General features: G+C 35.8%; 12 protein-coding genes and 1 tRNA gene. 10 read left to right on the top strand and 3 right to left on the bottom strand.

Annotation, left to right across the window (positions count from 1 at the left end):
- The first annotated feature begins 98 nt into the window (after nt 1-98).
- The 6 genes from PMAL9190_RS08645 (at nt 99) to cspE (ending at nt 8,745) form a co-directional block, all read left to right on the top strand.
- Nucleotides 99-2,924, top strand: a complete 2,826-nt coding sequence (locus PMAL9190_RS08645) for an FAD-binding and (Fe-S)-binding domain-containing protein (RefSeq protein WP_087844968.1) — start codon at nt 99-101, stop codon at nt 2,922-2,924.
- 499 nt (nt 2,925-3,423) lie between these two features.
- The gene (locus tag PMAL9190_RS08640) at nt 3,424-4,470 is read left to right on the top strand and encodes an HlyD family secretion protein (RefSeq protein ID WP_087844791.1); all 1,047 of its coding nucleotides are present in this window, start codon (nt 3,424-3,426) and stop codon (nt 4,468-4,470) included.
- On the top strand, nt 4,470-5,990 hold the full coding sequence (locus PMAL9190_RS08635; protein WP_087844790.1) for a DHA2 family efflux MFS transporter permease subunit: 1,521 nt from the start codon (nt 4,470-4,472) through the stop codon (nt 5,988-5,990). Before PMAL9190_RS08640 ends, PMAL9190_RS08635 begins: the two co-directional genes overlap by 1 nt.
- 220 nt (nt 5,991-6,210) lie before the next feature.
- Nucleotides 6,211-6,301 (top strand) — tRNA-Ser (locus PMAL9190_RS08630).
- Between the two features lie 511 nt (nt 6,302-6,812).
- The gene (locus PMAL9190_RS08625) at nt 6,813-8,216 is read left to right on the top strand and encodes a radical SAM protein (RefSeq protein ID WP_087844789.1); all 1,404 of its coding nucleotides are present in this window, start codon (nt 6,813-6,815) and stop codon (nt 8,214-8,216) included.
- 316 nt (nt 8,217-8,532) lie between these two features.
- Nucleotides 8,533-8,745 carry a transcription antiterminator/RNA stability regulator CspE gene (cspE, locus tag PMAL9190_RS08620; protein ID WP_036791338.1) on the top strand — a complete coding sequence of 71 codons (213 nt, stop codon included), beginning with the start codon at nt 8,533-8,535 and terminating at the stop codon, nt 8,743-8,745.
- A gap of 739 nt (nt 8,746-9,484) precedes the next feature.
- On the opposite strand, the gene PMAL9190_RS08615 is transcribed toward cspE, so the two are convergent.
- The gene (locus PMAL9190_RS08615; RefSeq protein WP_065166622.1) at nt 9,485-10,039 is read right to left on the bottom strand and encodes a YbhB/YbcL family Raf kinase inhibitor-like protein; all 555 of its coding nucleotides are present in this window, start codon (nt 10,037-10,039) and stop codon (nt 9,485-9,487) included.
- A 161-nt stretch (nt 10,040-10,200) separates the two neighbouring features.
- Here PMAL9190_RS08615 and PMAL9190_RS08610 point away from each other — a divergent pair, with 161 nt between their 5' ends.
- A complete protein-coding gene (locus tag PMAL9190_RS08610) occupies nt 10,201-11,118 on the top strand; it encodes a LysR family transcriptional regulator (RefSeq protein WP_087844788.1) in 918 nt (305 codons plus the stop codon).
- 50 nt (nt 11,119-11,168) lie between these two features.
- Here PMAL9190_RS08610 and PMAL9190_RS08605 read toward each other — a convergent pair whose 3' ends face one another.
- Nucleotides 11,169-11,561 carry a hypothetical protein gene (locus PMAL9190_RS08605; RefSeq protein WP_087844787.1) on the bottom strand — a complete coding sequence of 131 codons (393 nt, stop codon included), beginning with the start codon at nt 11,559-11,561 and terminating at the stop codon, nt 11,169-11,171.
- 225 nt (nt 11,562-11,786) lie between these two features.
- On the opposite strand from PMAL9190_RS08605, the gene rpoS reads away from it, so the two are divergent.
- From rpoS to PMAL9190_RS08590, 3 genes are all read left to right on the top strand, one after another.
- Complete coding sequence (gene rpoS, locus PMAL9190_RS08600; protein WP_087844786.1) at nt 11,787-12,641, top strand: RNA polymerase sigma factor RpoS; 855 nt, start codon at nt 11,787-11,789, stop codon at nt 12,639-12,641.
- A 185-nt stretch (nt 12,642-12,826) separates the two neighbouring features.
- Nucleotides 12,827-13,339, top strand: coding sequence for a hypothetical protein (locus tag PMAL9190_RS08595; RefSeq protein WP_087844785.1), 513 nt, complete (start codon nt 12,827-12,829; stop codon nt 13,337-13,339).
- Nucleotides 13,340-13,666: 327 nt separating this feature from the next.
- The gene (locus PMAL9190_RS08590) at nt 13,667-14,218 is read left to right on the top strand and encodes a hypothetical protein (RefSeq protein WP_200813390.1); all 552 of its coding nucleotides are present in this window, start codon (nt 13,667-13,669) and stop codon (nt 14,216-14,218) included.
- Nucleotides 14,219-14,336: 118 nt separating this feature from the next.
- Here PMAL9190_RS08590 and PMAL9190_RS08585 read toward each other — a convergent pair whose 3' ends face one another.
- A complete protein-coding gene (locus PMAL9190_RS08585; protein ID WP_200813402.1) occupies nt 14,337-14,738 on the bottom strand; it encodes an H-NS family histone-like protein in 402 nt (133 codons plus the stop codon).
- Between the last annotated feature and the right edge of the window lie 497 nt (nt 14,739-15,235).

Here is a 15,235-nt window from a genome sequence, read left to right as displayed (position 1 = left end):
TTATCTTGCCCTTTATAACAGTAGAATCACTCATTCCGAAGTGAAATAATGAGCGTAAAGATTATGCTTAATACCAATAATGGTAATGTGGGGCAATGATGCAACCAGCTTATGCAAATTTAATCGAGCAATTACGGCTTCAGATAGACGAAAAAAGGATCATTACCGATCCTACACTGATGTTAGCTTATGGTACTGATGCGAGTTTTTATCGTTTGTTACCACAATTAGTTTTACAGCTTGATACACTTGATGAAGTTATTTTTGCGATTAAAGCGTGTTATGAACGTCAAATTCCAATGACGTTTCGTGCCGCGGGAACGAGCCTATCAGGCCAAGCACAGTCAGATTCGGTGTTAATAACATTAACGCGGCGTTGGCGAGATTATAAAGTACTCAATGATGGCGCTCAGATATGGTTGCAACCCGGCATCATTGGTGCGGAAGCGAATACAATATTAGCGCCGTTTGGGCGAAAAATTGGTCCCGATCCAGGTTCTATTAATAGCTGTAAAATCGGTGGTATTGTGGCAAATAATGCCTCAGGTATGTGTTGCGGCACTTCGCAAAATAGCTACCGTACTATTGCAGGAATGACGGTGGTACTTGCTGATGGAACGCTATTAAACACCTTAGATCTCAATAGTATTACAGCATTTAAAAAAACGCATGCCGGTATGATCGATGAACTGATGTTATTAGTCCATGAATGTCAGGCGAATAGTGCACTTACAGATAAAATTCGTCATAAATACCGCTTAAAAAATACCACAGGTTATAGCCTAAATGCGCTGGTAGATTTTGATGATCCGATTGATGTATTACAACATTTATTTATTGGCTCAGAGGGCACGTTAGGTTTTATTGCAGATGTGACTTATAACACTGTCGTTAACCATGCATTTAAGGCATCGGGATTGTTTGTGTTTACTGATATTGAACAAACATGTTTAGCGGTGAGTCAATTAAGTAAAACTCGAGTCGCAGCTGTCGAGTTAATGGATAACCGTTCATTAGCCTCAGTAGCAGAAAAGCCCGGAATGCCCGCCTTTATTGCTCAATTAGGCGCTGATGGTAATACAGAAGCGGCCGCATTATTAATTGAGCTGCATGCTGAGAATGAACAAGATTTACTTCTTCAGGCAGAAGGAATGCAACAGATTATCAATGCATTTTCTCCGATTGAGCAAGTTGATTTTAGTCGTGATGCAACCACCTGTGAACAATTGTGGGGCATCCGTAAAGAGTTATTTCCCGCCGTTGGTGCCGTTCGTGAAAGTGGAACAACAGTTATTATTGAAGATGTTGCTTTCCCTATTGCGCAGTTAGCGCCCGCTGTACGTGATTTACAACAACTGTTTGTTCAGTTTGATTATCATGAAGCAATTATTTTTGGTCATGCGTTAGCGGGTAATTTACATTTTGTATTTACACAATCATTTGACACTCAAGCTGAGATTGAACGCTATAGCGCCTTTATGGATGCTGTTGCTGAGCTTGTTGCAGTTGAGTATCAAGGGTCATTAAAGGCTGAACATGGCACTGGGCGTAATATGGCGCCATTTATTGAACTTGAATGGGGCTATGCCGGTTATCAATTAATGCTCGCGATTAAAGGTGTTTTTGATCCTCATGGTGTATTAAATCCAGGAGTGATCATTAATGCTGATAAACAATCACATATTAAAAATTTAAAAGCGATGCCGGTGGCTGATGAGCTTATTGATAAATGTGTTGAATGTGGTTTTTGTGAGCCAGTGTGCCCATCACGGAATTTATCATTAACTCCACGCCAGCGTAATACTGTATTTCGCGAAATATCACGTTTACGCCGTAGTAATGAAGATCCTCAACGGTTGGCGGCGATGGAAAAAACCTATCGTTATTATGGCTTAGATACTTGTGCTGCAACCGGGTTGTGTGCAGAACGCTGCCCGGTGGGGATTAATACTGGTGACTTGGTACGTAAGTTACGCCAAAATCACACCGACGCGGCCAAGAAAATCGCCGCATGGACAGGAGAGCATTTTGGTGTTGTGAGTACTTCTGCAAAAGCAGGCTTAGCAATCGCAACTAAAATGCATACTGTCTTGGGTACTAATCGCATGCGCAAGTTGACCCAAAAAGCCTATCAATTATCAGGCCATAAAATACCGCAATGGACGCCTCATATGCCGTTACCCGCGGCTAAAATCACTACGCCTGTTATTCATGGCATTACTAAAGAGCGGGTGGTGTATTTTCCTAGTTGTGCGGCTAGAAATATGGGGGTTGAGGTTAACGCGCTTGATAAACGTTCGTTAACGGAAGTCACAATTTCTTTATTAGAAAAAGCAGGCTATGAAGTTATATTGCCAGATAATCTCAATAATCAATGTTGCGGAATGCCATATATCAGTAAAGGCTTTCCAGAAACCGCACAGCTTAAAGCCCAACAACTTGAGCAAGCATTGTGGCAAGCATCACACCAAGGGCAATACCCAGTGCTAATGGATACCAGCCCATGTGCTAGTACAGGTAAGCAATTTTTACGTAATGATCTTACTATTTATGAGCCGTTTAAATTTGTGGCTGATTTTGTATTGCCGCGATTAACGATCACGCCGCAGCAAGCACCTGTAATGTTGCATATTACTTGTACCTCACGTCGACAAGGGTTAGCGGCTGTTATTGAGCAAGTTACTAGAGCATGTGCAACAGAGGTAATTATTCCTGATGATATTACTTGTTGCGGTTTTGCTGGTGATAAAGGTTTTACCAAACCAGAACTTAATGCGAGCGCGTTAGCACCATTAAAAGCCCAAGTGCCTCAAGGGTGTCATGAAGGTTATTCAAATAGTCGAACTTGTGAGATAGGCTTATCTGAACATAGTGGGATTGAATATCGTTCAATTTTATATTTGGTCGATAAAGTGAGTCATTAGTATTTATCATTGATCGCGCCATACTCCCTGTTATTGTCATTAAATAGCGGGGAGTACTGTCATCTCCTATGAGAATGAAAAGGAGTATTGATATCATATTGGTACATAATGTATTCAGTTAAGTAATGCTAATAAAAATGAATTTTAAGTTTTTATAATTAAACGACAATTATAAAACCACTAAACCTTCATCTATTTTTGCTATTTAGGAAGGGAAAATGGTCAAATTAATGCATTTACTCTAATTCATTGGGGCAATGCTTTAAAATGACCTCTTACTTGAACTTTTAATATCCTCCCGTCTCTAGACTCTGACTTGAAAGCCAGCGTTCACAAGCCTATTATTTCAATACGTTAATTATTGTGATGATATTAATAACAATACAGTTGCATGGTTATTAATATGTATTAGTTATAACTAGACGAACTTTTTTTGGCTTAATAATTTCTATCATCTAGACTCAAATTTAGCTAAATGTTAGCTAAATAGGATAAATTCATGGCAACGACAGATACGGCTCCAATTGAACAACCTAACTCAGCGACTAAATCAAATAAATTTCGCAATATTATAATTTTTATTGTTATTGCTGCGGTTTTAGGTACTGCTGGATATTTTTATACTCGTCATCAAAAACTATATCCAAGTACGGATGATGCGTATATCCATGCCAATATTCTTTATGTTGCTCCACAAATAAGTGGCAAGGTACTTAGTGTTAATGTTGAAAACTATCAACATGTCGCTGAGGGCGATTTGTTAGTTAAGATTGATCCTGCACCTTATGAAATTCAGTTAGAACAAGCTAAAGCAGCGTATGAAGTTGCTACTCAACAAAATAAAGCCACCGATGATGCAATTTTAGCGGCGAGCGCAAATGTCCGCGCAGCAGATGCTAACCTTGTTGATGTTCAAAAAACATATCACCGTGTTATGGATTTAGTGAATCGTAAATTGCTGCCATTACAACAAGGCGATGATGTAAAAGCGAAGTTAGCCAGCGCTCAAACCACGCTTGAAGCAGCACGCGCAAAAATGTCACAGCTGATTAATCAACAAGGGGCTAAAGGCAATGAAGCACCACAAGTAAAACAAGCAGCAGCGGCATTAAGTCAAGCAACGTTAAACTTATCGTACACGAATATTTATGCGCCGTATGACGGTAAATTAGGTAAAGTGAGTGTGCGCCCTGGCAGTGTTGTGTCTCCTGGTCTTGCAATGATGCCATTAATTGAAGATAACACGGCATGGTTACAAGCAAACTATAAAGAGAAAGATATCGGTTTATTGAAAGTCGGTATGACAGCAACCGTTGCATTAGATATGTACCCTGATGTGACTTATCAAGGTCAGGTTGAGGCATTGTCTCCTGCGAGTGGTTCATCTTTCTCATTATTACCACCTGAAAATGCGACGGGTAACTGGGTTAAAGTTCCTCAACGTTTTCCTGTTCGTATCAAATTTACTGATTTGAAAAATAAGCCCTTACTGCGTGTTGGTGCGAGTGCTGACGTCACTATTGATACCCAATCAGAGACCAACTAATGAGTCAGTCAGTCACGCCAGCTAATCGTACATGGATCACCTTAGCCGTTATGCTATCAGCAATCATGGTATTGCTGGATATGACAATAGCCAACGTTGCATTACCACATATGATGGGGGCATTAGGGGTTACATCTGAGCAGGTGACATGGGTACTTACTTCTTATTCAATGGCTGAAGCTATTTGTATTCCACTTGCGAGCTATTTTTCGCTTAAGTTTGGTGTGAGAAGATTACTATTAGTATCAGTGGTTGGCTTTATTGTTACCTCGGCTTTGTGTGGTCAAGCAGATAGCCTAGCTGAAATGGTAACTTTTCGTATTATGCAAGGTGCATTTGGTGCGTCAGTTATTCCATTGGCCCAATCAACAATGGTACAAATTTATCCCGCTAATGAGCGTGGTAAAGCAATGGCATTGTTCAGTGTTGGGATCCTACTTGGTCCTATTTTAGGCCCTACGGTAGGCGGTATCATTACTGAAAATATGGATTGGCGTTGGATTTTTTATGTCAATGTACCTGTCGGTACCTTATGCCTTACATTAGTTTATCTGTTCGTTAAAATTGATGGCAAAGGTGAGTCTAAATTAGACTGGCCATTAGTTATTGGAATGACGATAGGTATCGGTCTATTACAAATGGTGCTTGATAGAGGTAATGAAGAAGGATGGTTTGAGTCTAACTTTATTCTCTTTTCATTGATCATTAGTGCCATTGCTTGGGTGTTCTTTATTGCACGTTCATGGCGTACTAAAGGCGATATTGCTCCAATGTGGCTATTAAAAGACCGTAATCTTGCGGTGTCATGTTTGATCATGGCTGGCTTTTCGATGGGACTGTTTGGTATTACTCAGTTACAGCCGATGATGTTAGAGCAATTATTACATTATCCAGTTGAAATGACAGGATTTGTAATGGCGCCGCGTGGATTAACTTCTGCGATTGTATTGCTGGTGATGGCACAATATATGGATCGTTTAGATCCAAGAATGCTGGTGGCGGTTGGACTTGGATTTAGTATCTTTGGTACTTATCTGATGATGCAGTATTCAATGGAGATCAATCTATATTGGGTGCTCATACCATCAATCATTCAAGGCATGGGAATGGGGTTAGTGTTTGCACCATTAAGTCAAATGGCATATCGAACCTTAGAGGCCAAATATGCAGTTGGTGGAGCCGTGATGTATAACCTTTGCCGAACCATTGGTAGTTCATTTGGTATCTCAATTGTAAATACTTACTTTAGCCGAACTCAGCAGCGTGAATGGCATGCATTAGGGGCTGATATAAGCGCGACCAATCCAATATTACAGCAACAGGCAATGCAGCATCACACGACAGTTACTGATCCTAACTTTATTGCTCAAGTCAGTGCATTATTACATCAACAATCGACATTATTGGCTTTTGTATATACATTTGGTTTTTTAATGTTTTCTTATGTTGCGTTGTTACCTTTATTAGCTTTGTATCGGTTTAAGAAAAAAGCGCCAGCAGCGACAGTAAATTCTCATTAATATTGATTAAAATAATGAGTCAGTAATAAAAAAGGTAGAGAGTTCTACCTTTTTTATGTGCTGATGTTGGTATATTGGCTGTTTTACTAGCAGTAGGTTGATTGCTAACTATACGTTATTGCTATTATTTTTTCTTTTCGCTTAAAAATATACCTATCAGTAAAGTCAGATCATATTATGCCTTTACAGAGTTAGTCATGGTGGTTATTATTACGGCCATGGAGAGATGGCTGAGTGGTTGAAAGCACCGGTCTTGAAAACCGGCATACGTTTATAGCGTATCTAGGGTTCAAATCCCTATCTCTCCGCCACCTTTGAAGCCTCGTCTTATATGACGGGGCTTTTTTATTGCCTCGCTTTAATTAACCTCTTCGTTGTAAACGCTATTTTAGTGTCATTATTTCTTTTAAATATTTTGTAGCTGTTGTGTCATTATTGTAAATTTACTGAATTGTAGTTATCTGAAAAGTATTTTTGTTGGCTTAAAATGTATTGCTAGCAACAGTAAAAACAAACGAATAGCTCGGTATTATATTTTACAGCGTATATTATAAACACTGGCAAATTAAGTAGTTGTTGTGATGATATTCAATAATAATGGCTAGCAGTTCGATATAATGAAAAAATATTAAATTGTTAAATCAAAATAATATTTATTTAACAGTTAGTTATGAGGTTTTTTTTTGATTAAATAAAGAAAATTTGATCTAGGTATGAGTTTTCTTTTTGTGTCTTAAATTGAGTATTTTTTGGTTAAAGTTCTATATAAAGCGAAGTAAGGGGCGATTATATTACGGGTAAATAATTAACAAGGACAATAAAATGGAACCCGTAATTAAAAATAAATATACAATAAGTCATACTGTAAATACGTTATTATCACCATTGATTTCATCGTTAGTAAATAACCTTAGCCCTAAAGCATTTGGCACATTATTTAAAACAGCATCTAAATTTGCTGATGAAGAAAATAAACCTGGCTTATTAGAAGCTGCACAAATGTGTAAAGAAGAAGATCCTCAAGTGCTAGGTTGGTTACGGGCATTAAAAAAATTATCGCCAAACTGTCGTAAGAAACTGATTCAAAATTTGATTATTAATCACGGTGTACTTGGTGCAAAAGAAAGAGAACAAAATAAACTAAAATATGGCACTAATATTCCTTTCCTAGTGCTTTTGTCTCCTACTTATCAGTGTAATCTTGAATGTGTTGGTTGTTATTCAATGCTTTATGGTAATGAATACCATTTTACGAAAGATGAGATGTATAACATTCTTACTCAATTTTATAATTTAGGTGTGAGATTTTTTACTTTCACTGGTGGTGAACCTTTTGTATATAAATACATGTACGAGATCTTTGAAGACTTCAATGATTGTTATTTCATGATTTATACCAATGGTACGTTATTAAAAGAGAATAAAGTTAAAAAGCTGGCTGAGTTAGGCAATGTCGCGATTACTATCTCAATAGAAGGTGGAGAAGAATATACGGATTGGCGCCGTGGAGAAGGCGTATTCCAAAAAACCTGTGAAACACGAAAACTACTGAAACAATATGGTGTTCTTACTGGTGCATCACTAATGGCGACATCTGAAAATCATGCTGAGATCATGAGTGATGAGTTCTGGGACTTCTTGGTCAATGAAAATGTAGAATACGTTTGGACATTCCAATATATGCCAACTGGGGCTGATGCTAACTTTGATTTAGTGCCGACACCGAAGCAGCGATATGAGCGTTTCCACAAACTAGAAGTTATGCGTAAAGGTGGCACATTTGCTTTCTTAGCTGACTTTTGGAACCATGGTTTTCTTGTTAACGGTTGTATGTCTGGTGGTTCTAATTACCTCCATATTAATGCAAAAGGTGGGGCAGAGCCTTGTGTGTTTCAACCCTATGCGGCAGATAATGTTCGTGATAAGTCCATCATCGATATTCTTCGTTCTAAGTTCTTTGAAGGCTACAAAAAAGATATTCCCTTCAATGATAATCTAATGCAACCTTGTCCGATTATCGATAATCCAGAAGAATTTCGTAAGCATATTCAAGATGTTGGAGCCGTTCCTCAATATGAAGGTGCGGATGGATATCTCAAATTTGGCGATCAACTTGATAGTCTTGCTAAAGAATGGGAAAAATATGCCATTAAAATTTGGGATGAAGAAGGATACGGTGATCAATATACAGCGGAACATAAATGTTATACCTGCGGCGGTAAGTGATTAATAAGAAATAATAAATTGGTATTGTTTTTATACGATAATATAAAATTATGTTTAATTGTTATTATGTATTCATATTGAGCGATTATATGAATAAAAAACTTTACAGCTAATGCGTTTTATGTGACAATTTAGTCACTCTGTAGCTAGAGTAATTGATTGAGAATTAAGTAAAAGAAAAACCCTTAGAAGCATCTTCGTTATTGTTGTGTACACTAGTGTTTCCCTTCGCTTTATCATCATCATATTAAATTATTCAAGCTTCAGTGCATCGCACTTTGCGATAATTTTAAAGAATTTATATAAGGGACACAAAATGTCTAACAAATCAACTGGTCTAGTAAAGTGGTTTAACGAAGAGAAAGGTTTTGGTTTCATTACTCAAGACAACGGCGGTGCTGACGTATTCGTTCACTTCCGTGCTATCGCTTCTGAAGGCTTCAAAACTCTTGCTGAAGGCCAGAAAGTGTCTTTTGAAGTAGAGCAAGGCCAAAAAGGTCTTCAAGCTGCAAACGTTGTAGCTCTATAATTTTATAGTTAATCTATAAAGTTAATATTGGCGTAAATAACTTAGTTATTTGCGCCTTTTATATATTTAAGCCTTTCATTTTTATATCTTATTCATTTCCCTCTGCCGTTTACGCTGCTAGCTATTTTCAATTTAGTATAATTTATATTGGTGTCGATATTAGGTTATTGTTGGCGAGAAGATGTTTATCAAGTACCTAACTAAACACCTTCTTTATAAGCTAAATAATCTAATTAATACTAAGCGTACTTTTTTATTAATAGGGTCATAGTGCAAGTAAGTATTTACTTATTCTGTAATTCGGTTAATTTGACCAAGCGGCCATCATAAGAACAAATGATACTAATAACATCTTTTTTGAAACTGTGAAGACAGTGGTAGATAGCTTGTAGATGCTGTATTTCAGCGCTGATATTGTGTTCGAATTCTGGTGGGTAAACGGCATCTATTATGACTGATGAATTGTAGGTAGTTTGTCGTGTAAGGGTTATTTTTTTCCAAGATGTCATATGTCGCCTTCATGTAAGTATATTATTCATTTATAGTACACTATACTGTATATTGGGTGAAGACGGTTTTTCTATTATGGCAACATACGGAGTGATATTCTGTATCCTTGTGATATAGCAGAGAGATCTAACATACAAAAAAGTATCGACGAAGTTAAGCGACATGTTTATGGGTTTGTAAGGCAAAAAAATACCACTCAAAAGAGTGGTATTTAATACTTTAATCGTTGTTAGCGCGCATTTGTCGGTGCAACAAGGCGTGCTTTACCAATAACGTGTGCAAGAATATTATATCCTGCTAGTGCCGGTGAGGCATTTTCAGGTAATTTAATATTCGCAGTATTTAATGCATAAACAGTGATTTGGTAATTATGTGGTTTTGCATTTGGTGGTGGGCATGCGCCGCCAAAACCTTTAAAGCCAAAGTCATTAGTCACCATGCTAGCGCCTTTAGGTAGTGCTTTGCCACCAACAGCACCCGCACCTTCTGCTAAAGAGTGCACATTGGCAGGAATGTTAATTACACTCCAATGCCACCAACCACTGCCTGTTGGTGCATCAGGATCATACATAGTAACAGCAAAGCTTTTTGTTCCAGCCGGTACATCTGTCCAACTTAATTGTGGAGATTCATTTTTACCGGTACAACCCCATTGATTAAATAACTGTTGATTATTAAGAGTTTGATCATTGGTGACGTTCTGACTCGTTAATGTCATCGCCGCTTGTGACATGAAAGAGGGTAATGCAAAAAGCAGTGCCACAGCAATTGTTTTAAATTTCATTATTTCACCTGTAAAAAGCTAAAAGTTGCGTTATTAAACAACATATAATTATTAAATATTGGTGTAAAATCTTTAGTAGCTATAATGTATCATTAGTTACAATAGCTCAAATCAATAAAAATACATCAATCGTTGAGAAAAAATACTCTAAAGGAAAAAACGTGCGATCATTGCCTCCATTAAAAGGTATTATTTATTTTGAAGCCTCTGCTAGGCTACAAAGCTTCAAATTAGCAGCTGAAGAATTATTTGTAACACCGGGAGCGGTGAGTCACCAAATCCAGACGCTTGAAGAATTTATTGGGCAAAAGTTATTTACTCGTCAGCATCGAGGAATCAAATTAACTAACGCTGGTATACGTTACTTTAATCGTATTTCATTGATTTTAAAGGATTTAGATCAGGCTACAACAGATGTTGGATTTGTAACAAAAACGCAAAAATTAATTGTATCTATTCCACCAACATTATTAAATAAGTGGTTATTACCACGGCTTAATTATACTTATTTAACTGACAATGCCATTGCTATTGTATTTATTGATACAATTGAAACGTTAGATTTAAATAAGGAAAATATTGATATATCAATACGTTATTGTATTGAAGCCCCAACAGAGAAATATCATCAGTTATTATTTCAAGAACATATGATTGCAGTTTGTGCACCCAATTATATTAATAAACCGTTAGATGATCTTGCAGATGAAAAGTTGGCTAGTTGTACACTAATTGAAACGACAAATAGATTAATTCAGTGGGATTTAGTTTTAGCGAATAATAATATAAAACCCAACTCTAATCAGAGTAAAATTTATTTTCAAAATTCGATGCATACTATTGAGGCGGCAATACAAGGTATTGGTATCGCTTTTGTTAACCGTCTTTTTGTTGAGTCATATTTAGACCAAGGCTTACTGATAGAGGCTATTGATATGACCGTTATGCAGGAAAAAGTGCCTGGTTATTATTTAGTCAGTAATTATGAAAAAATGCAAAATCCAGCAACTCAACTTCTTTATAAAGAAATTGAGTCCTATGTTAATAATGATATAACTACCAGTGTTTTTGATAATTAATGACGAGAGAGCTTTATTCATCACTCACTACAGGCTAATGACTGAATTTATTATTTATCTTTATAAACATCAGTCGTTAGCTTAGTTGTGTATTTCTCACCAAGCACATTATCTCGAGCAGCTGACCATGCGTTGGCATAACATAGTGCTAATTTAGCTTTGTCAGCACTTTTAATTGGTCCTTGATCAATCGTATTTTTTTGATTATTACATTGTGTATTTATTTTGGTGTTATATACCTTTCCTTGATCGGTCAAATTATACACTTGATCTTTGGCATTTTTTGTCGCTTGTTGTAAGCAATTAATTAGTCCTTGTTCATCATAGTTAGGATTAGTGACGCATGATTGCACAACAATAGAGTTAGTGGCATTAGCAGTTGTTGAAAGTAATGCGCTAAGAGTAACAGTAATTAAAAGTGTTTTTTTGAAAAGAGATGACATATATATTTACTCGCTAATTCATATTCTTATTTGATAAATAATATACTTAAAACATATAAAGTAAATGTGAAACTAATTATTAAGCGTGAAGTTGTATCAAGATTAGGCTCAATTATGAGCCAGGACAAGCTGCGAGTTAAATTCTGCAATTATTTGTTGCATAATGTGCGAGATTGTAATTATTATGTAACCAATAAATAACAACTAAGTACTCAAGGATGATGTATGAAAGAAGTCGCTTTTGAAAATGATGTAGTTCGTCTTTATCTCAATGAGATATCAACTAAACCGCTGCTGACTAAATCAGATGAAATCCTTTATAGCCGTAAGTCATTATTGGGTGATGAAAGTGCTAAGCGTGTACTTATTGAGTCAAACTTGAGGCTGGTTGTTAGTTTAGCCAAAAAATATCGAGCGTCGACGTTATTATTGAGTGACTTAATTGATGAAGGGAATATTGGTTTAATTACAGCTGTTGAGAAGTTTGATCCAGAAAAAGGCTTTCGGTTTTCTACCTATGCATCTTGGTGGATAAAACAAACGATTGAGCGCGCAATTCATAATCAAAGTCGTACTATTCGATTGCCTGTTCACGTGTCAAAGGAAGTTAATACTATTTTACGTGCTCATCGCGATTTAATGACTAAAAATAATAATGAGCCATCTCCGGAAGATATCGCTGATTATTTAAAACGTGATGTAAGTGAAGTTTCATTTTTAATGACAAATAATTTACATGTTTTGTCTTTTGAACAAACACAGAATGACGAGGAAAATCATTCGCTATCGTATTTTGTTGCTGATGAAAACGCTCATCTAGATAATGAATTAGAAACCAATGACATGCAAATGATTACTAAAAGAGTATTAGCTAAATTAAGTGAGCGTGATCGTGAAATCATTTGTCGTCGGTTTGGGTTATTGGGCTATGAACCACAAACATTACAAGAAGTTGCTGATGCAGTAGGACTAACTCGTGAGCGGATACGTCAATTACAAATAAAAAATCTGACAAAATTAAAGCGTTCTTTAGTTAACGATAATTATGATATGGAAATGTTGTTTTCAGTATCAGCATAAACCATGTTTATATAGAAAAAGGGGATGATAGCGATCATCCTTTTTTTATATTGATGATATACAATAGCGATCATAAATACACAGTTATGCTCCATATCTGCAGATTGAAGTTTTGTTTAAGAAGCATAATATAAAATTATAAATAGCGATCAATCTTTATTATTCATAATTTTAGGAGTGTTGTTATGCCAATTACCGATGAAACATGTGAACATTCAGAATTACTTAATGCATTAATATCTCGTCAATCATTATTATCGACTAATCGAATGCAATCTATCGTTTATGCTGCAGCATTAGCTTGTCAGAACAAGAATGTATTACGCATGATTCAACACCTTGTTGGTGATGTGACGCCCAATCAACGACAAGATATTCATCATGCTGTGGTGAGAATGGCCGCGACGAATGCTTACTATATGACTATGCATAGCATTGATTTGGATTGCAATATCTCTAATACTATGCAATTAACACCATTAAAAGAATTAGATGTTGAAGATAAAACGAGTTATTACTACGCCTGTATTGCAGCCTGTTTAGTTAATAAAGGCTACAGTTGTTTAAGTAATCACATTACACTTTTACGTAGTTGTGATGAATCTGATGAGTCAATTAATATGGCTTTAAGGTTGGTTGCTTCAGTGTTAACAATGTGTCAATCAAACTTTAATAATGAGTATTTTTTAGATGATTAATCGTCAATGAAAGTGAGACCGACACATAAAAAAAGCTGCTAATAAATTAGCAGCTTTTTTTATGTGTCGAGATGGCTCAGAGCTAGAGGCATATAAATGTGATTACTTTAATAGAGTGAGCAAAAAAATATAACAGCTGTTTGATCGCTATGTGACATAAAATAGTAAATTAAGATTATGCCTAGATGTAATAATATAAGGTCATATGATACTATTCTCTGCAAATTTAGTGTTATTCCGTTTTATATATGGATATACGTTAAATGTTAATGTCATAAACTATTATAATCGCCATTAATCGTTAATGGTATGTTGAGAGATGTTGCTGTGATTGATCTGTTAAAAGATATCTTAGGATGGACATCAGTGGTGTTTTATATATTAATTACAATATTTAACACCATGAAAGTTACTCGCTATGCTGCTTTTGCTTCTGCAGCGAATGATACACTATGGTCTATTTTGATGGGGTGGTGGCCAAAAGTTATTCTTAACTTATCGGTTACAGCTATTAATTTATACCGATATTTTAAAGATTTTACTCAAACAGCAAAGATTGTTATTCAATTATTAGCAGCAGTAATGATAGCGGGCATATCTTACATTGTTTATGTTGCTGTTAATGCTTTTATTGCAGAGCCAACATTAGCGGTAGGATTACAGTTTGTTGATCTTGGTGTGATAGTTATTGCGCTGTATATGACCGAGTTAAAAAAATATCGGTTATTGATGTTGCTATCAGGTTTTGTTGGTATGGTCGGTTATTTTGGCAACCCACAGATGATGATCATTAAAGCACTGGTTATTATCATTATGAGCTACAAGTTGTTTACAACGCGTAATGATACACCAGAGCAGCAAGCGGCAGAAAATAAGTAATTTTTAATAAATGTTAGCCTTTGTCTCATATTGCTTTAAAACCATTGATATAAAAAAACGCTCATTATGTAATACAATGAGCGTTTTTTATCATCTACTTAGATAAGTCGATGAAGAATTAAATTTCAAAGCTAGCGAGAGTTTCGCCATTATCAAGTAATTGCTGCAGTGCTTTAGGTGTGCGACCTTGACCAGTCCACGTTTTCTCATCGCCATTTTCATCAACGAATTTGTATTTAGCTGGACGAGCAGCACGCTTTTTCTTTGTTTTAGGGCTATCGCCAATTAATGCAATTAACTCTTCAGGTGTAATACCTTCAGCAGCAAGCATATCACGGTATTTCTGCAGTTTGGCTTCTTGTTCTTTATTTTCTGCTCTAGCTGCTTCTTCTTCTACACGACGTTCTTCAACGACTTGAGTGAATTTTTGTAGGCCTTCTTGCAGATCTTCAATAGACATTTCACGCGCTTGAGCTCTCAAAGAGCGTAGATTTAAAAGAGTATCAATCATGTTATTAATTCTAAATAAAAGTAATTTTGTCTATTGTACTTAACTTTTATAATAAGACACTAAAAATAGTTACTATTATTGTAACTAAATCTCATTTTTTCATTTATTGATAAATAAAATCTCACTCAAATGAGTATTATTTTGAGATTATTAATACCGCTATTTACAGTGATAAAAAAACTAAATTTATAATATTGATATTCAAATGATAGAGAATGTTGATGTTTAGATTATAAACGCTGAGGTTATAAATATCAGAATGAAGTAGTAATAGAGCCCATATTTGGTTATTGATATGATACTTGTTTGATACTTGATACTTAAAAAAGATCAATATGCAATATATAAAGTTATATTGAAATTAGCGAGAAAGCATTTATTTGTTTCTATTTGTAACATGAAAGCTCTATCTTTGACTGTTAATGCACCATATAGCTGATTTTTTTCCTAAAACAGCGATAATCTAGTCTTTTATAAAAAATATTCATCATTACCATAATAGATGT

Source organism: Photobacterium malacitanum, from assembly GCF_900185615.1.
GTDB lineage: Bacteria > Pseudomonadota > Gammaproteobacteria > Enterobacterales > Vibrionaceae > Photobacterium > Photobacterium malacitanum.
Note: the sequence above shows the minus strand (reverse complement) of the source record. Positions and strands in the feature narration are given on the sequence as shown.